Origin of the sequence: Streptomyces sp. NPDC001508 (assembly GCF_040298665.1) — a bacterium.
Taxonomy (GTDB): Bacteria; Actinomycetota; Actinomycetes; order Streptomycetales; family Streptomycetaceae; genus Streptomyces.
Window position 1 is genome coordinate 11,848 of the sequence record NZ_JBEPAP010000016.1, and the last position, 18,766, is coordinate 30,613.

General features: G+C 70.5%; 11 protein-coding genes. 8 read left to right on the plus strand and 3 right to left on the minus strand.

The window, feature by feature from the left end:
• Positions 1 to 34 precede the first annotated feature (34 nt).
• Both ABT245_RS16975 and ABT245_RS16980 read left to right on the plus strand, forming a co-directional pair.
• A complete protein-coding gene (locus ABT245_RS16975; RefSeq protein ID WP_351734222.1) occupies positions 35 to 1,336 on the plus strand; it encodes a family 4 glycosyl hydrolase in 1,302 nt (433 codons plus the stop codon).
• Positions 1,333 to 2,382 (plus strand): BadF/BadG/BcrA/BcrD ATPase family protein, encoded by a 1,050-nt coding sequence (locus ABT245_RS16980; protein WP_351734224.1) that lies wholly within the window; start codon positions 1,333 to 1,335, stop codon positions 2,380 to 2,382. The genes ABT245_RS16975 and ABT245_RS16980 overlap by 4 nt, the downstream gene beginning before the upstream one ends.
• 48 nt (positions 2,383 to 2,430) lie before the next feature.
• Here the strand turns inward: ABT245_RS16980 and ABT245_RS16985 are convergent, their stop codons facing one another.
• Positions 2,431 to 3,177: a GntR family transcriptional regulator gene (locus ABT245_RS16985; RefSeq protein ID WP_351734226.1), complete on the minus strand. Its 747-nt coding sequence runs from the start codon at positions 3,175 to 3,177 to the stop codon at positions 2,431 to 2,433.
• Positions 3,178 to 3,348: 171 nt separating this feature from the next.
• Between ABT245_RS16985 and ABT245_RS16990 the strand changes: the two genes are divergently transcribed.
• The 4 genes from ABT245_RS16990 to ABT245_RS17005 all read left to right on the plus strand — a co-directional run bounded on the left by ABT245_RS16990 (position 3,349) and on the right by ABT245_RS17005 (position 9,043).
• Entirely contained in the window at positions 3,349 to 4,689 is a 1,341-nt protein-coding gene (locus ABT245_RS16990; RefSeq protein ID WP_351734228.1) for an ABC transporter substrate-binding protein, read from the plus strand.
• Positions 4,690 to 4,691: 2 nt separating this feature from the next.
• Positions 4,692 to 5,663, plus strand: a complete 972-nt coding sequence (locus tag ABT245_RS16995; protein ID WP_351734230.1) for a carbohydrate ABC transporter permease — start codon at positions 4,692 to 4,694, stop codon at positions 5,661 to 5,663.
• Complete coding sequence (locus ABT245_RS17000) at positions 5,663 to 6,475, plus strand: carbohydrate ABC transporter permease (RefSeq protein ID WP_351734232.1); 813 nt, start codon at positions 5,663 to 5,665, stop codon at positions 6,473 to 6,475. Before ABT245_RS16995 ends, ABT245_RS17000 begins: the two co-directional genes overlap by 1 nt.
• Before the next feature lie 141 nt (positions 6,476 to 6,616).
• The gene (locus tag ABT245_RS17005) at positions 6,617 to 9,043 is read left to right on the plus strand and encodes a glycoside hydrolase family 3 protein (protein ID WP_351734234.1); all 2,427 of its coding nucleotides are present in this window, start codon (positions 6,617 to 6,619) and stop codon (positions 9,041 to 9,043) included.
• Between the two features lie 172 nt (positions 9,044 to 9,215).
• On the opposite strand, the gene ABT245_RS17010 is transcribed toward ABT245_RS17005, so the two are convergent.
• Positions 9,216 to 9,485 (minus strand): hypothetical protein, encoded by a 270-nt coding sequence (locus ABT245_RS17010; RefSeq protein WP_351734235.1) that lies wholly within the window; start codon positions 9,483 to 9,485, stop codon positions 9,216 to 9,218.
• A 10-nt stretch (positions 9,486 to 9,495) separates the two neighbouring features.
• Between ABT245_RS17010 and ABT245_RS17015 the strand changes: the two genes are divergently transcribed.
• Complete coding sequence (locus tag ABT245_RS17015; RefSeq protein ID WP_351734236.1) at positions 9,496 to 10,113, plus strand: IclR family transcriptional regulator; 618 nt, start codon at positions 9,496 to 9,498, stop codon at positions 10,111 to 10,113.
• Between the two features lie 297 nt (positions 10,114 to 10,410).
• On the opposite strand, the gene ABT245_RS17020 is transcribed toward ABT245_RS17015, so the two are convergent.
• Positions 10,411 to 11,247 (minus strand): SGNH/GDSL hydrolase family protein, encoded by an 837-nt coding sequence (locus ABT245_RS17020; protein WP_351734237.1) that lies wholly within the window; start codon positions 11,245 to 11,247, stop codon positions 10,411 to 10,413.
• A 707-nt stretch (positions 11,248 to 11,954) separates the two neighbouring features.
• On the opposite strand from ABT245_RS17020, the gene ABT245_RS17025 reads away from it, so the two are divergent.
• Positions 11,955 to 18,761 (plus strand): SDR family oxidoreductase, encoded by a 6,807-nt coding sequence (locus ABT245_RS17025; RefSeq protein WP_351734238.1) that lies wholly within the window; start codon positions 11,955 to 11,957, stop codon positions 18,759 to 18,761.
• Positions 18,762 to 18,766 lie beyond the last annotated feature (5 nt).

Sequence of the window (18,766 nt, forward strand, 5' to 3'; positions counted from 1 at the left end):
CGAAGTTGATTCACCAACAGATCCTGGAGGATCGATGGCTCGCGTAAAGATCGCCTACCTCGGCGGTGGCTCCTCCCGTGCGGCGGGGACGATGGCCTCGTTCATGCACCACGGCAAGGAGTTCGACGGCTCCGAGTTCGTGCTGATCGACCTGGAGCAGGACCGGCTCGACGTGGTCCAGAAGCTCACCCAGAACATGGCCCGCAACCAGGGTCTCGACATCACCATCACCACGTCGACCAACCAGCGCGAAGCCCTGCGCGATGTCGACGCCGTGCTCAGCAGCTTCCGTCCGGGCGGCTTCGAGGCCCGCGCGCTGGACGAGCGGATCCCGCTCAAGTACGGCGTCATCGGCCAGGAGACGCAGGGCCCCGGCGGCATGATGATGGCGCTGCGCTCGATCCAGATCATCAAGAGCCTCTGTGCCGACCTCGCCGATGTCGCTCCCGGCGCCCGGATCTTCAACTACACCAACCCGGTCAACATCGTCTCCCAGGCGGTGTCCGACTACACCGACATCCCGATCGCCTCCTTCTGCGAGGGCCCGATCGTCTTCCCGCCGGTGGTCGCCAAGGCCGCCGGTCTCGACCCGGACAAGCTCAAGGCCAACCTGGTCGGCATCAACCACAACTGCTGGTCCAACGAGGCCACGTACGACGGGCAGGACGCGTTCCCGATCCTGCGTGAGCGTTACGAGGCGCTGAAGGGCAAGCCGACCGACGACATCAACGGTCTGCGGGCGCTGCACCTGGCGGTGGCGATGGAGTCCATCCCCTCGGACTACTTCAACTACTACTACTTCCGGGACGACATCCTGCGCGAGCGGCAGCTGGCCGAGAAGACCCGCTCCGAGATCATCATGGACGCGCTGCCCGGCTACTGGGAGCACTACCGCGAGCAGGCGAACTCCGACGCCCCGCAGCTGCAGCAGGAGCGTTCCCGTGGTGGCATCCACGAGCTGGAGCTGGCCATCGACGCGATCAGCGCGTACTACAACGACGCTCCGATCCGTCAGCCCTTCAACATCACCAACACCGAGGGCTGGCTGCCCGGGTTCGAGAACTCGACCGTCGTCGAGCTGTGGGGCACGGTGGACGGCAAGGGCTTCCACCCCGAGAAGCAGAAGCCGCTGCCGCACTCCGTGCTGGGCATCACCCAGCAGCTGGCCGAGTACCAGATCCTGACCGCCAAGGCCGGCTGGGAGGGCAACGTCGCGGACGCGGTCCGCGCCATGATGGCCAACCCGCTCGTGCCGTCGCTGTCCGTGGCCGAGGCGCTGTACGCCGAGATGGCCCACGCCCAGCGCGCCTGGCTGCCGGAGCGTCTGCTGCCGTGAGCAAGGCGCAGACGGCGTGTCCCGCGTCCACGCTCTTCCTGGGCGTGGACGCGGGCAACAGCAAGACCGCCGCCCTGGTGTCCACCGCCTCCGGTGAGGTGGTGGGCGCCGGGCGTTCGGGCTGCGGGGACATCTACGGGGCGCCGACCCCCGAGGCGGCCGTGGCCGAGGTGCTGGCGGCCGTGCGTACGGCGCTGGCCGAGGCCGGGGCGGACATCGGCGACATCGCCGGCGCGGCCTTCCGGCTGGCCGGCGTCGACTGGCCCGAGGACCGGGACTACTGGGACGAGGCCCTGACCCGGCACTGCCCCGGTGCGCTGAGCGCGCGGACCATCCTGAACGACGGCTATGCGTCGATCCGGTGCGGTGATCCCTCGGGTGTCGGCATTTCGGTGACCGGGGGCACGGCGGCGGCGATCGCCGCCCGTGGGCCCGGCGGCGAGCTGTGGGACATGGGCTGGTGGAGCCAGCACGCCATGGGCGCCGTGGGGCTCGCGAACGAGTCCTTCCGGGCGGTCTTCCTGGCCGAGCTGGGGCTCGGACCGCAGACCGCCCTGACCGAGGCCCTGCTCAAGCACTACGGCAAACCCACGGCGGCGGCCCTCAACCACTGGCTGACCCGACGCCAGGACCATGCCACCGGGCGTGAGCGGAACAGCTGCGCACGGGTGGTCACGGCGGTGGCCGCGGCGGGCGATCCGGTGGCCGTGGACATCGTCCGCGCCCAGGGCGCCCGCTTCGCCCGGTACGCCGGAGTGGCGGCGCGGCGCACCGGGCTCGCGCAGGCCGACCGTCCGGTGAGCGTCGTGCTGTCCGGCTCGGTGCTGACGGCACCGGGCTCCCCGGTCGCCGAGGCGCTGCTCGCGGAGCTGCCCGCCCATGTACCCGGAGCGGTGCTGCGACGCGGCTCGCTGCCACCGGTGGCGGGAGCACTGCTGGACGCGCTCGGCGAGGCGGGCGTACCGCTGCACGAGCCGGAGGCGGCCCAAGCCGTACTGGAAAGAGTCACGGGGAGCATGCCTCCCCAGGAGTTCTTGGCGACCTGAGGCGTAAGGCCCGGCCGGCGGATGCCACCGCCGGCCGGGCCTTAGGCGTCAGGTCGGTGCGATCGGGCGGAACAGGTCGGCCTGGAAACGGTAGGCGTCGCTGCGGTAGACCATCCGGCCGGCCAGCACGGGGGAGCCGCCGTCGGCGTAGGTCACCTCCTCGCCGATCAGCACCGGATCCCCGGGCGGAATGCCCAGCAGTTCGGCGGTGGTCTGGTCGGCCGCCGCCGCGTGGACCGTGTAGGAGCTGCGGGCGATACGCACTCCGCAGGTCTGCTCCAGTGTCTCGTACAGCGAGCGGCCGGTCAGGTCGATCTCCGCCAGTTCGGGGGCGAGGGACAGCGCCACCACGCTGGTGTCCACGCACACCGGCACGGCGTCGAGGCTGCGCAGCCTCTGCAGGTCGAGAACGCGGGAGGCGGGGGCGACGGCCAGCTGCTCGGCCTCTTCGAAGGTGGCGGACCTGGCGCGCTGGTGCAGTACCTTGGACTCCGGCCGCAGCCCGCGGGCGTGTGCCATCTCGGTGAAGCTCTGCAGCGTGCTCGGCGGTTCGCCGACGACGTTGCGGCGGACGAACCAGCCCCGCTGGGAAGAACGTTCCAGTTTGTTCTCCTCGGCCAGGCGGCTCAGGGCCAGGCGCAGAGTGGAACGGCTGACCCCGAGGGCCACGGCGAGATCGCGCTCCCCGGGCAGTCTGCTTCCGGCCTGGTAGACCCCGCGGCGCAGTGCGTCACTGAGTCGACGGTAGGTCTGGCCGACGGCAGCTCCCGCCTTGGTGTCTTCCACGCTCGTCATACCTCCAACGCTACCAAAACTGGTCTGACAAATGGAATGAACAAACCAGCTTCATGAATCTGGACTAAGTGGTATGCCCTGACTTAGGCTCGGTCCACCCGGGCTCTCGGGCACTCATCGAGGACAGGAGACACCGTGGTCTCGCGCAGTAGAACCCGACGGATCACCGGCGTGTTCGTATGTTTCGCAACGGCCGGCCTGCTCGCCGGCTGCGTGCCGGGCACCAGTGGAGCCGGCTCGTCCAACACCGCGGGGAAAGACGCGGTCGTCACTGATCCGGCCGACATGGGCAAGGTCACGTTGAACGTGTTGGACACCTTCTCCGGCGGCACGGACAACGCCTGGATGACATCCGTCGTCAACGCCTTCGAGAAGAAGTACCCCAACATCACGATCAAGCGGACCTCGATGGCCTGGGGCGATGCGATGGCCGCCCTGCCGCTCAAGCTGAAGTCCAGCAACCCGCCGGACATCGTCCCGCCCAACAACGGCTGGCAGTCCATGGGAACCCTGGTCCGCGGCGGCCTGCTGCTCAACCTGGACAACTACGCCGACGCCTACGGATGGAAGAAGTCCTTCCCGCAGTCCATCCTCAGCGAGCACGAGTTCAGCACCGACGGCAAGCAGATGGGCACCGGGTCGGTGTTCGGCACCCCGGTCGCCCGAGCCTCCCTGATCGAGGTCTACTACAACCGCTCGCTCCTCAAGCAGCTCGGAGCGAAGGTCCCGACCACCTACGCCGAGTTCCAGGCCGCTCTGGACAAGGCGAAGTCGGCCGGCATCACCCCGATCACCCTCGGCAACGCCGATCAGAACGGCGTCACCCAGCCGCTCTTCTCGCTGACGAACGCCTTCGGCGACCAGAGCAAGATCTCCGACTTCATCTACTCGCAGGGCGATGTGAGCATCGACCAGACCGGGTTCCCCAAGGCGGTGTCCACGTTCAAGCAGTGGTCCGACAAGGGCTATCTGACCAAGGACTACGCCGGCCTCCCCTCCGCGGACGCCGCCCAGTCCTTCGTCAACGGCAAGGGACTGTTCCACTTCGACTACTCGGGCTCCCTGCCGCTCAAGACGGGCCAGTCCAAGGGCTTCGGCTCGTTCGTCCTGCCCCGCGAGGACGGCGGCAAGCCGGTGGCCACCGCCTCCGCCGCGGCCAACCTCTCCATCTCCTCGAAGACCAAGCATGCCGATGCCGCCGCCGCCTTCCTGAATTTCGCCGCCAGTGAGAAGGCGGCCCAGCTGGCCGTCGAGCACCAGACGATGCCGCTGCTGCACACGAGCGTCAAGGCGACCGGTACAGACCCGCTGCTCGCGGACGACGTGGCCATCGCCCAGAAGATCTCGGCCGACGGCACCTCCGTGCCCTACATGGACTGGACCACGCCGACGCTCTACAACACCATCAACACCACCATGCAGAACATGCTGGCCGGGAAGTCCTCCGAGAAGGCGGTGGTCACCGCAGCCGACCGGGACGCCAGCGCCTATGTGAAGACCCTGGGGAAGTAAGGATGGCAACACTCAAGGAAGGAACCCCATCGAAGGCCGCGGTCATCCCCCACGCCGCCGCGGCCGGCGGTGCTCCGCGAGGCGCGAAGGGCGGCCGGTTCTCCTCCCCCCGCAGCCGCCGACGCCTCCTGGGGCTCGCCTACCTCGCTCCCGCGTTGCTGATCTACGCGTTCGTCGTGCTGATGCCCGCCGTCCAGGGGGTGCAACTGTCCTTCTACCACTGGGACGGGGTCACCACCGCCACCTGGGCCGGGTTCGAGAACTACACCGGCTTCTTCACCGACGCCACGCTGCGCCAGGCCGTCACCCACACGCTGTTCTTCATCGTGTTCTTCTCCATCCTGCCGATCTTCCTGGGAATGGTGAGTGCCGCGCTGACCGCACGCAAGGACGTGCGCGGGGCCAGCGTCTACCGCTCGATCATCTTTCTGCCCCAGGTGCTCACCCCGGCCGTGGCCGCCGTGGTGTGGAAGCAGATCTACGCACCTGAGGGCCCCCTCAACTCCGTCCTCACCGCGTTCGGCCTTGGCAGCCTGACCCGCGGATGGCTCGGTGACTTCACCTGGGCGCTGCCCGCCCTCGGCCTGGCCGGAACCTGGGCGGCGTACGGGCTGTGCATGGTGCTGTTCGTGGCCGGAACCCAGAACATCCCCGGTGAGCTGTACGACGCCGCGCGCATGGACGGGGCCGGTCCGGTCCGCGAGTTCTTCACCGTCACCCTGCCGGGCCTGCGCGGACAGCTCGCGGTGGTGCTCACCCTCACCCTGCTGGGCGCCATCCGGGTCTTCGACATCGTCTGGCTCACCACCAAGGGAGGCCCGGGCACGTCCACGATCACCCCCACCGTGGTCCTCTACCAGCGGGCCTTCAGCAACCCGGACGTCGGGGCCGCCTGCGCCATCGGTGTCGTTCTGGCACTGGTCTCGCTGGCCGTGTCGCTTGTCGTCGTCAAGCTGTCCGAAGGAGACGACTGATGATCTCCAAGCGGGAGAAGGTGTTCAACTACACCTTCCTGACCCTGCTCGCCCTCGGTGTCCTCTTCCCGGTGGTCTGGATCCTCGGTGTCGCGGTGAGCCCCGACATCGCGGGCACACTCGACCTCGGCCATCTGCAATGGTCCAACTTCACCGAGGCGTGGCAAGAAGCCGGGTTCAACAACTATCTGAAGTCGAGCCTGATCATCACCGGGACGGTGGTGTGCGTCTCGACCGTGCTGGCGATCTTCAGCGGCTACGCGTTCGGCGTGCTGGGCGTGGTGGGGGAGAAGGTCCTCTTCCCGGTGTTGCTGTTCGGGATCATGATCCCGATGGAAGCGATCATCGTCCCCCTCTACTACGACCTACAGGGCCAGGGACTGACCGACACCTACCAGGGCATCATCCTCGCCCATGTCGGCCTGGGAGTGAGCTTCGGCGCGTTCTGGATGCGCGCGGCCTTCCGCTCGGTGCCGCCGAGCATCGGCGAGTCGGCCCAGATGGACGGCGCCAACAGCTGGATCATGCTGTGGCGCGTCTACCTGCCGATCGCCCGGCCCGCGATCCTCACCTTCGTGCTCCTCAGCTTCATGTGGACCTGGAACGACTACTTCCTGTCCCTGATCCTCGTCTCCGATCCGGCCCACCAGCCCATGACACTGGGGCTGGGCGCCTTCTCCGGCCGCTACCTCGTCCACATCAACCTGCTCGCGGCGGCAGCGGTTCTGATCAGCCTTCCCGTGGTGATCCTCTACCTCTTCTTCCAGAGGCAGTTCATCCGCGGCATGCTCTCCGGCGCCGTCAAGGGCTGAGTCACGCGGCGGGCCTGCTTCGCGTACCCCGCCGCGTGTCATCCGCGCACACACCGGACGCCCCACACCCACCTCCACTGCTCTGTACGGAATGACTTCTGCATGAACACGGCCAACGACGTTCCCCTAGGAGAAGCCGCTGTGACACAGGCACCCAGTGCGACCGAAGCGGCTGTCGAGACGGCCCTCGCCCAGCTCGACCTGGACACGAAGACCCGGCTCCTGGCCGGACAGGATCGGTGGTCGTTGCCGCCCGTCCCCGAGATCGGGCTGAAGTCCCTGGTCATGTCGGACGGTCCGATCGGGGTGCGCGGAGTGCGCTGGAGCGCGGACAACCCGTCCATCGCGCTGCCCTCGCCGACCGCGCTCGCCGCCACCTGGGACCCCGCACTGGCGCACCGCGCCGGTGTGCTGCTCGCCCAGGAGGCCCGCCGCAAGGGCGTCCACGTCCTGCTCGCCCCCACGGTCAACCTGCACCGCTCGCCGCTCGGCGGCCGGCACTTCGAGTGCTACAGCGAGGACCCGTATCTCACCGGGGTGATCGGCTCCGGCTATGTGAACGGTGTGCAGTCCGGCGGCGTCGGCACCACGGTCAAGCACTTCGTGGCCAACGACGCCGAGACCGACCGCTTCTCGGTCGACAACCTGATCTCCGCACGTGCCCTGCGCGAGCTGTATCTGGCGCCCTTCGAGGCGATCGTCGAGAACGCCCACCCGTGGGGCATCATGACCGCCTACAACTCGGTCAACGGCACGACGATGAGCGAACACCACTACCTGGTCAACGAGGTCCTGCGCGGCGAATGGGGCTTCGACGGCTTCAACGTCTCCGACTGGACGGCGGCCCGGTCGACGGTCGACGCCATCAACGGCGGCCTCGATGTGGCCATGCCCGGACCGCGGACCGTCTACGGCGATGCCCTCGCCAAGGCGGTCAGGGACGGCAAGGTCGACGAGTCCACCGTCGACGAGGCCGTACGCAACGTCCTGCGGCTGGCCGTCCGCGTCGGCGCCCTGGAGACCGCCGAGCCGGCCGTCACCGAACCGCCGGAGAGCGTCGACGGCGTCGCGCTGGCACGGGAGATCGCCCGGCGCTCCTTCGTCCTCGTCAAGAACGACAACGCCGCCCTCCCTCTGAAGCCGGGCGGTACGGTCGCCCTGATCGGAGCCGCGGCCCGCGACGCCCGCGTCCTCGGCGGCGGCTCCGCCACCGTCTTCCCGGACCGGATCGTCTCCCCGCTCGGCGGCCTCACCGAAGCCCTCCCCGAGGGCACGCTCAGCTATGCGATCGGAGCGGACCCGAGAACCGAACCGGCCACCGCCGACAAGGGGTTCACCCTCCGCGCCGTGTGCCGTGGCGCCGACGGCACGGTCCTCGCCACCACGGGCATCCCCAACGGCCAGATCCACTGGTCGTTCGCGGACCTCCCGGAGGGTGTCTCGTTCGGCAACCTCCACAGTGTCGAACTGACCGGGACCTTCACACCGCGCCACACCGGCCTGCACACCCTCGCCATCAAGGGAACCGGTGCCTTCCAGCTCGCCGTCGACGGGGTCACGTACTACGACGGTGTCCAGGCCCACGACGAGGGCGACCCCTTCGAGGGCTTCTTCAGCTCTCCCGTACCGCGCGCCCAGGTGGAACTCACCGCGGGAGAACCCGTCGACGTCAGCCTCACCCATGTCGTCGCGATCGATGCGGACTCCCTGCGGGAGGACGTCACGATCACTCTTGCCCACCAGGAGCCGCAGCGTGACGCCGACGAGCTGATCGCCGAGGCGGTCGAAGCGGCCCGGGCGGCCGACACCGCCGTCGTCGTGGTCGCCACCACCGACCGGGTCGAGTCGGAGGGCTTCGACCGCACCGACCTGGCCCTGCCGGGCCGCCAGGACGACCTGGTCCGCGCGGTCGCGGCCGCCAATCCGAACACGGTCGTGGTCGTCAACTCCGGCTCCCCGGTGGAGATGCCCTGGCGGGACGAGGTCGCCGCCGTGCTGCTCAGCTGGTTCCCGGGTCAGGAGGGCGGCGCCGCCCTCGCCGACGTGCTCATCGGCACCCATGAGCCCGGCGGGCGCCTTCCCACCACCTGGGGCTCCCTCACCGACGCCCCGGTCTCCCAGGTCGTCCCCGAGAACGGCGAACTGTCCTACAGCGAAGGTGTGTTCATCGGCTACCGGGCCTGGGACAAGGCCGGCCGCACCCCCTCGTACCCCTTTGGCCACGGCCTTGGGTACACCGACTGGGCCTACAAGTCGGTCGAGGTGTGCGGCAACGTCGCCACGGTCCGGGTGCACAACAGCGGCGACCGGCCGGGCCGGGAGATCGTGCAGGTCTATCTCGCCCCGGCCGAGCGCGCCTCCGACCGCCCCGCGCGGTGGCTCGCCGGCTTCGCGGTGGTGGAGGCGGGTCCGGGCGAGACCGTCGAGGCCGTCGTCGACATCCCCCGCCGCGCCTTCGAGGTCTGGGACGAGGCGACCGGCTCGTGGGCCTTCGTCAAGGGTGCGTACAACATCCATGTCGGCCGCTCGATCGCCGACCGCAGGATCACCGTCGCGGTCCACGTCTGACCCGGGCGAATACTCCCGCGGGTCCCGGTCCGGCACCTGACACCCGGACCGGGACCCGCGGGCTTCCACCGCGCGTGGGCGTGGTGATGTGTCGTTTCGTGCGCGCCTCGCGGGAGTCGAGGGGCGTGGGACCAGAGGCCGCCACCGCGACGCCCCGGTGCCCCGCGCGTTGTCACTGCGCCGCGGACGCGGCCCGGCCGTTGCTCTCGTCCACGGCGGCCAGGACGGCGGCCTCTGCCTCCGGGCAGCCCACCGTCACGCGTACACCCTCGCCGGCGAAGGCACGCACGGATACGCCGCGTCGCACACAGGCCGCCTCAAGGGCCTCCGCCTGGTCCCCGACGGGAAGCCAGACGAAGTTCGCGCGGGAGCCGGGGGTGAACAGGCCCCGGTCGCCGAGCGCCCGGCGGAACGTCTCGCGGCACTCGGTCACCGTGTTCACGATGCGCCGGGTGTGTTCCCGGTCCGACCAGGCCGCGAGGGTGTGGTCCCTCGGGATCAGCGCGCTGGAGATCGGCGCCGCTTATCTGCGCACCGGACACCTTCAGTACGAAGGGCAGCGCCACCTCAGCGCGTTGACGGCGCGGACCGGGCAGACCAGCCATCTGGCGGTCCTACAGGGAACCGATGTGCTCTACCTGGACAAGCGGGAACCGCAGGGATCGGGCACACGTCTCGTCACCGACGTGGGAACTCGGCTGCCGGCCCATCTCACCGCTGTCGGGCGCTCCATTCTGGCCTTCCTGGACCACGGCGAGTTGCGTGCGCGGTTCGCCGACTACAGCTGGCCGCGGCGTACGGACGTCAGAGTCGACTCCTTCGAGCAGTTGACCTCTTTGCTCGCCGATGTACGGACGGCGGGCTACGCCGTGGAGGTCGGGTCCACCACCTCGGGCATCGAGTGCGTCGCGGCGCCCGTGCGGACCGGCGACGGAAGTGCTGTCGCGGCCATCGGTGTCGCCACGGTGGCCGGCACCCAGAACCTCTCACTCGACCAACTCGCCGCCGAGGTCCGGGCGGTGGCACTCGAGTTCTCCGCCGAACTGGGACACGGACAGGCGGCGGAGTGAGGCAAGGACAGGGCCACGGTCCCGGCAGGGGCTCAGGTGCCGGCCCGGCCGGCGAGGGCGGCTTCACGGAAGATCTGCCACCGGGCGCACCCGGTCGCCGCCGCGGCTCCGGACAACCGGGCAGCGGCGGCGACCGGGTGGTCGGCGCGTATGCGGGCGACTTGGCGTCGCGGGGGACGGATCGGGTCGGCGGACGAGGGCTGGGGCGGCGCGAAAGCCGGTGATCCGAGGCCGGCAGTCGTGCCGCAGGAGTCACGCCCCCGCTGGGTGTCCGCAACCCTGAACAGCCGGGCGCGATCAGCCCGTGAACGCGTCCAGCAACGCCAGGTATCCGTCGCGGTGCCCGGCCTTGTTGGGGTGGTAGGACTCGTTGATCTTGTCCCACTCCAGGCTCGTCACCCAGACCGGGCCGTTGGAGCAGATGGTGTGCGGGTCGAACGCGGCACGCGGGTCGAGGAAGACGAACCCGGCCTTCGCGGCCTCGGCCGCCATGACCGAGGCCAGGGTGTCGGCGGCCGAGTTGAGTGCCGTCCGCTCCCGGTCGCTCAGCCCGAGAATCCCGCAATTGCCGCCGATCGTGTACAGCCGGGGATAACCCACCACCACGACCGTGGCGTTCGGTGCCTTCGCCCGGATCGCCGCGTATGTGCTCGCCAGGCCGCCCGGCAGACTGCTGGTCGCGACGGCCTTCGCGGTGTTCACCCCGGCGATGCAGTCGTCGTCGTCGATGGTGAGGATGCAGTTCTTCAGCACATCGACGAAGCCGACGTCGTTGCCGCCCACATGCACCGTCACCAGTGTGGTGTCCGCGGTGAGTTGCGGCACCTGTTGGCTTGTGAGGTCTGCGGTGGTCGCCCCGGAACACGACGCCTCCACGAAGGAGTACGAGGGGTGCTGCTGGGCCCATAACCGGGAGTATGTGGACGGGCCACGACGACATGGGTCGTCAGGGTTGTCGTATTCACGTGTGCCGGGCCCGACGGCGTACGAGTCGCCGAGTGCCACATACTTTCCGGCGGCGGCCGGCTCGACGTCCGCGGCGTACGCACCCGGGGCAGCCGTGACCGCGAGGCAGGCGGCGGCCACCGCAAGGGAAAGCGACGCGAGGCGGCGGCGTGCTCTTGACGAGCGCATGTTTCACTCCTGGAAGGTGTGAGGGTGCTGGAAGACCTGGCTGGGGCATTGCTCACGTGGGACTCCGCTCAGCCCGCGTGAATGTCCTGGGAATCCTCATCGCGCCTTTTCGGGCAGGCTGGGCATGGAAAAGTCTTCTGCGGGCTAATTCCACGGACCGAATCCTCACTGGCGTGTGCGCGTCAATCGGAAATGCGCGACGACTCCCGGATTCTGCTCGATGGTTCGGGGTGACGGTCGGCGTAGGGGAATAGTCACGTCACTGACGCCTTCTCGGTATGGGTCTGTCAGCCAGGGGTGATGGGGTTTATGTGGTGGCCGCCTCTATGGTGCGTCGGGTGCCCGGCGGCTATCCCGCGCGTTGCCGGGAATTTGAATAGGTGAATGATGAACGCTTATTCATGTCGATCAGCTCTGGGTGATCGATCCGTCGATGTCAATTCGTAACCGAGAAAGTCGAGAGGATTGCCGTACTCCGTAGTACGATCGCGGCTGCTCGCCCCTCGAACGCCTTACCCCCACACGCTTCTGAGGCGCTTGATTCGCGGCAGCTCGCTCCTCTTCTCGGGGCCGGTTCAGGTCCGGGGTGCCTTCGCGTGCCTGGCGAAGAGGGTGACTGGCGTCGTTTCTGGACAGTGGATTTCGCGCGCCTCCTCGTCCCCTGGAGTGTTTTCATGCGCACGCCCTGCGTCGGAGCTGGTGATGGCATGTCCACGACATCAGATCTGGTCCTCGTAGTGCATCCGTTCGGTGTCGCGTCGGCACGGTTCACCGCGGTCGCCGCACGAGCGGGCGGACTGGGAGTACTCGATCTGACGGGCGATGCCCGGGCCGGCCGTGAGCAGTTGGTCCTGGCCGCCGAGTGGTCACGCTCCGGGTTCGGCGTACGGCTGGGCGCGGGGCACGACATCCCCGCGCCGGACCTTCCTGCCTGCGTCCACACCGTGGTCCTCGCCGCCGGGGCGGCGGCGACCGCCGCCGACTTCCCCGGTCGCCGCGTGCTGGCCGAAGTGACCTCCGCCTCACAGGCGCGAGCCGCCGTGGCGGCCGGGGTCGACGGCCTGATCGCCCGCGGCCATGAAGCCGGCGGCAGAGTAGGCGAGTTGAGCACGTTCGTACTGCTGCAGCAGCTGCTCGCGGACAAGGCCCACGGGCTGCCGGTGTGGGCCTGCGGCGGGATCGGCGCGTACACCGCGGCGGCGGCGGTCGCCGGAGGCGCCGCCGGTGTGGTCCTCGACACCCAGACCGCGCTGCTCGCCGAGGCGGAACTTCCCGCCGAGATCACCAGCGTGCTCAGCGGACTCGACGGCTCGGAGACCGTGGTCGAGGACGGTCTGCGTGTGCTGCGGCGACGTGTCCCCGGCGCGGACGGCGCCGCCGCCCCGCTGGAGATCGGCCAGGACGCGTTCCTGCCGGTCCGCTTCCAACAGCGCTGGGGCACGCTGGGAGCGGCGATCCGCGGCATACGCGCGGCGGTGAGCGACGCGCTCGCCGCCGACGTGCCCGCACTCGGCCCGGACAGCCTGGGCAGCCGCGCTCTCGGCACTCGACTCCCGGTGGTCCAGGGGCCGATGACACGGGTGAGCGACCAGGCGGCGTTCGCCGCCGCCGTGGCCGCCGAGGGCGCCTTACCGTTCATCGCGCTCGCCGTGTCCGGCGCGGAGCGGACCCGCGCGGTGCTGGAGGAGACCCGGGACACCCTGGGCGACGCGCCCTGGGGCGTCGGCGTCCTCGGCTTCGCCGACGAGGAGGTCAAGGAGGCCCAGCTGAAGGTCATCCGGGAGGTCCGTCCCTCGCACGCCATCATCGCCGGCGGCCGCCCCGCGCAGGCCCTCGCTCTCGAAGAGGTCGGCATCTCGACCTTTCTGCATGTGCCCTCGCCCGGGTTGCTGCGCCAGTACCTCGAAGCCGGCGCACGCAAGTTCGTCTTCGAAGGCTCCGAGTGCGGCGGCCACATCGGCCCCCGCGCCGGCTTCGCACTGTGGCAGGCGCAGCTCGACGTGGTGGACGACTTCCTCGCGGCCGCCGGTGAGGACGTCGCCGCCGAACTCCAACTGCTGTTCGCCGGCGGCGTGCACGACGAGCGGTCCGCGGCCATGGTCGCCGCCATGACCGCACCCCTGGCCGCGCGGGGCACCGCGACCGGAGTCCTCATGGGCACCGCCTACCTCTTCACGGAGGAGGCCGTCACGGCAGGCGCGATACAGCCGCTCTTCCAGCGGCAGATGATCGACGCCGAGCGCACCGAACTGCTGGAAACCGCCCCCGGCCACGCCACCCGCTGTGTGCGCAGCCCCTTCACCGACGAGTTCGCGGCCGTCAAGGAGCGGCTGCGGGCCGATGACGTACCCCGTCGCGAGGCATGGGAGCGGCTGGAGCGACTCAACGTCGGCCGGCTGCGGGTGGCGAGCAAGGGGATCGAACGTGTCGATGACGAACTGCGCGAGGTCGACGAGGACCGGCAGCTCTCCGAGGGCATGTTCATGGCCGGGCAAGTCGCCGTCCTGCGGTCGAAGGTCACCACCGTCGCGGCGCTGCACACCTCGGTCACCACCGGCGCGCAGACCTTCCTCGACCGGCGCCGGGCTGCCCTCGGCACCGGACCGACCGAGCCGACCCCCGCCGGCGCGCCACTGGACATCGCCATCGTCGGGATGGCCTGTGTCTTCCCCAAGGCACCCGACGTGGCGTCCTTCTGGGGGAACGTGCTGTCCGGCACCGATGCCGTCACCGAGGTGCCCGCCACCCGCTGGGACCCCTCCCTCTACTACGCGGAGGACGGGACGGGGGAACACACCCCCTCACGCTGGGGCGGCTTCCTGCCCGAGATCCCCTTCGAACCCCTGGACTACGGCATCCCGCCCGCCTCCTTGCCGAGTATCGAACCCGTCCAGCTCCTTGCCCTCGATGTGGCACGACGCGCGCTCGCCGACGCCGGCTACGCCGACCGTCCCTTCCCACGGGACCGCGCCTGCGTGGTGTTCGGGGCCGAGGCGGGAAGCGACCTCTCGAACGGCATGACGCTCCGCACGGTCCTGCCGTCCTACATCGGACAGCTTCCGCCCGAGCTGGACGCCCAGCTGCCGCGCCTGACCGAGGACTCCTTCCCCGGGATCCTCGCCAACGTCATCGCCGGGCGGATCGCCAACCGCCTCGATCTGGGAGGGGCCAACTACACGGTCGACGCCGCCTGTGCCTCCTCCCTCGCCGCGGTCGACGTGGCCTGCAAAGAACTCACGGCCGGCACCAGCGACCTGGTGCTGTGCGGCGGCGCCGACCTGCACAACGGCATCAACGACTATCTGCTGTTCGCCTCGGCGCACGCCCTGTCCCCCTCCGGCCGTTCCGCGCCCTTCGACCGCTCCGGCGACGGCATCGCGCTCGGCGAGGGCGTGGCCTGCGTGGTCCTCAAACGACTCGCCGACGCAGAACGGGACGGCGACCGGATCTACGCCGTCGTCAAGGGCGTCGGCAGCTCCAGCGACGGCCGGGCCCTCGGCCTCACCGCGCCGAACGCCGACGGCCAGCGCAGGGCCCTCACCCGGGCCTACCGAAACGCCGGGATCTCACCGGCCGAGGTCGGCATGGTCGAGGCCCACGGCACCGGTACCGTCGTCGGCGACCGCACCGAACTGGGCGCCCTGACCGAGATCTTCACCCAGGCCGGGGCGGACCCCGGCGGCTGCGCCCTGGGCTCGGTGAAGTCCCAGATCGGTCACACCAAGTGCGCGGCCGGCCTCGCCGGACTGATCAAGACAACGCTCGCGCTGCATCACGGCGTCAAACCTCCCACGCTGCACCTGCGGCAGCCGAACCCCGCCTGGGACGAACACACCAGCCCCTTCGCCTTCCACACCCGGGCCAGGCCCTGGCCCGTGCCGCCCGCCGAACGCGTCGCCGGCGTCAGCGCCTTCGGCTTCGGCGGCACCAATTTCCATGTCGTCCTGCGCGCCCACGACGACGACGCCCCAGCCGTCCACGCCCGCGACGAGTGGCCCGTCGAACTGTTCACCTTCCGCGGCGCCGACCGAGAGGCCGCCGCCGAGACCGCTCGGGAAATCCTCGCCCTTGCCGAGGCCGACCACACCGCCCACCAGCCGCCCCGGCTGCGGGACCTCGCCCTGGCCGCCTCCCGACGCGCCGACCTCGCGGCTGTGCGCGGCCTGCCCACCCATATCGCCGTACTGGCCTCCTCCGTACCGGAGTTGACGGTAGCGCTGCGCCGGGCCGTCGACGGCGATCACGCCCCCGACGACGGCATCCATCTCGCGGACGGCACCGAACCGGGCGAGATCGCCTTCCTCTTCCCCGGGCAGGGCAGCCAACGTCCCGGCATGCTCGCCGACCTGTTCGTCTCCTTTCCCGAACTCCAGCGTCTCCTGCGCCTCGACGAGCCGGCCGCGGCGGCCCTGTTCCCACCCGCCTGCTTCGACGAGGCCGGACGCCAGGCCCAGGCCGACCGTGTCACCGACACCCGCGTCGCCCAGCCCGCGCTCGGCATCACCGGACTCGCCGCCCACCATCTGTTCGGCCGGGCCGGCATCCGCCCGGCGATGACGGCCGGACACAGCTACGGCGAACTCGCCGCCCTCGCCGCGGCCGGCGTCCTCGGTCCCGAGGAACTGCTGTGGTGCAGCAGGGCACGCGCCGACTCCGTGCTCGCCGCCGCCGGCGACGACCCCGGCACCATGGCCGCGGTCATCGCCTCGGCATCGCAGGTCACCGCCGCCCTCGAAAAGGCGGGCGCTGCCGACTCCGTCGTCGTCGCCAACCACAACTCACCCCGCCAGACGGTCATATCCGGCCCCACCGACGAGGTGGAGACGGCCGTCGAGCGGCTGCGCGCACAGGGACTGAAGGCGAAACGGATCCCTGTCGCCTGCGCCTTCCACAGCGACGTGGTCGCCGCCGCGGGCGACACCTTCGCGGCGACCCTCGCATCCGTGCCGCTGAAAGCGCCGTCGATCCGGGTGTGGTCCAACCGCACCGCCGCGGTCTATCCCACCGCCCCCGAGGCGATACGCGCGGAACTGGCCGCCCAGATCGGGTCGCCGGTCCGTTTCGTCGAGCAGATCGAGGCCATGTACGAGGCAGGGGCCCGGATCTTCGTCGAGGCGGGCCCCGGCGCGGTGCTCACCCGGCAGGTCACCGAGATCCTCGGCGACCGCCCGCACCGCACCGTCACCCTGGAGGCCCGGTACGGCACGGGCCTGACCGGCTTCCTCGCCGCGCTCGCCGAACTCGCCGTCGCCGGAGCCGACGTACGCACCGGGTGGCTGTTCCAGGGCCGCGACGCGGTCGACGCCGCTCGGACCCCTCGCCCCAGGCGCGCCGGCTGGACCGTCGACGGCCACCTCGTACGCACCGCCGACGGCGCCATCGCCGCCACCGCCCTGCACGCCGCCCAGCGCATCTCGGAGGCCCTGGTGACCACCCGTTCCGGCAGACACGAAGACCATGGACACATGCTCGGCACCGACTCTGCCCACGATGCGGCGGGGACCGGCAGCGAGGCCCTCATCAGTGAATTCCTGCGCACCAGCCGGGAGATGCTGGCCGTTCAGCGTGACGTCCTGCTCGGCTACCTCGGTGCCGACCCCGCTGTCAGGTCAGGACCGCTGCCCGCGCGGTACGCGCCCCAGGAGCTGACCGCGACGGTGCTCCCCGTGCCCGCGGCACCCGCCGAGGCGGCGGCGACCGAGCCCGCCGCCGCGCAGCCCGCACCGGACCCGGCGCCCACCGAGCTGACCGCGGACGCGATCCTGGCGGCCGTCCTGGACGTGATCGGCGAACGAACCGGCTACCCGGCTGACATGATCGAGCCCGATCTGGACCTGGAGGCCGACCTGAGCGTCGACTCCATCAAACGTGCCGAGATCGCCGGGCAGCTCGCCAGACGCCTCCACCTGCCCGCCGCCGACGGCGTCGACATGGAGGAACTGTCCAGGGCGCGCACGGCGGCGGGCATCGCCGAACTGATCGTCGCCGCGCGGCAGGACGACACCTCACCGACGCAGCCCGCTGCCGCCGGGCCCATCGCGGCCGAGCCGGCCGCGCCGCCCGCTGACGCCGAAGCGCACGTCACGGCTCCCCAACGACTGGTGATGACGGAGTTCGACCTCGCGCCCGCCGTCGCGGAGCCCGCCGAACTCGCCGGACGCACCTTCCTGGTGATCGGCGAAGGCGCGCTCGCGGTGGCCGTCGCCAAACGGCTCGACGCCTGTGGTGCCTGCGCGGTGACCGCCACCGGGATACCCGATGCCGTCCGCTTCGACGGCCTGATCCACCTCGTCGCCCCGGACGGCGGCCCGGCCCACGAGCCGGTGCTGCCCGGCGCCGTCCCCCTCTACCAGTCCGCACTGGCCGCCGGCCCACGCTGGATGCTGGCCGTCGGCGCCGCCGAGGGACTGCGCGGGCTGTTCCGCTCGCTGTCCCGGGAGTACCCGCAGACCCTCGTCCGTGTCATCGAACAGCCCGCCGGAGCGGACCCGTCCGCCGCGGCCGAAGCGATCGTAGGGGAGCTGACCTCCGCAGACCGTGAACCGGTCGTGCTGCGCACGCAGGACACCCGCCGCGGGCTGCGGATGACCGAGACCGACCGCGCCGTCCTGGGCAGCGCCGGAGCCGGGCCCGGCGACGACGGTGCCGCCGAGGCCGCGGCTCTCGGACTCGACCACGAGTCGGTGGTGCTCCTGGTCGGCGGGGCACGGGGCATCACCGCCCGGTTCGCCACCGCGCTCGCCACCGCCGCCCGCTGCCGCCTGGAACTCTTCGGCCGTACGCCGTCGCCCTCCCCGGACGACATGCTCGGGGCGGCCGCCACCACCGACGCCGAACTGCGCGCCGAACTCATCGCGGGCGGCCTGAAGGCCCCGGCCCAGGTCGAGCGGGAGATCGGGCGGATCAAGGCCGAGCGCGAGGTCCGCGACACCGTCCACCGACTCACCCGGCTGGGCAGCCGCGTGCGCTACCACTGCGTGGACGTGCTCGACACCGAGGCCGTGCACCGCGCCGTGAAGAACGTGCATACCGAACACGGCAGACTCGACGCGGTCGTCTACGCGGCCGGTGTGATCGAGGACAAGCTGTTCGCCGAGAAGTCCCCTGACTCCTTCCACCGGGTCTTCAGCACCAAGACCGACGGTGCGAGGACCGTGCTCGACGCCGTCGGCTCACTCTCGAACGGCCCCCGGCTCGCGGTGCTGTTCGGCAGCATCGCGGCCACCCTGGGCAACCGCGGCCAGAGCGACTACGCCGCCGCCAACGACGCCCTCGAAGCCATCGGCCGGGCCTGGGGCGAGGAGGCCGGCCGTCGCGGGCTGACCGTGCACTGGGGCCCGTGGGCGCCCACCGGCACCAACGACGGCATGGTCACCCCGGAACTGATGCGCAGCTACGCGGCACGCGGGATCCGCCTCATCGACCCCGACGAGGGCGCCATCAGCCTGCTGCGCGAGCTGGCCTGGGGCCCGCGGGAGAGCACCGCCGTCGTCTACACCGCGTCGGGCTGGTGACCGCC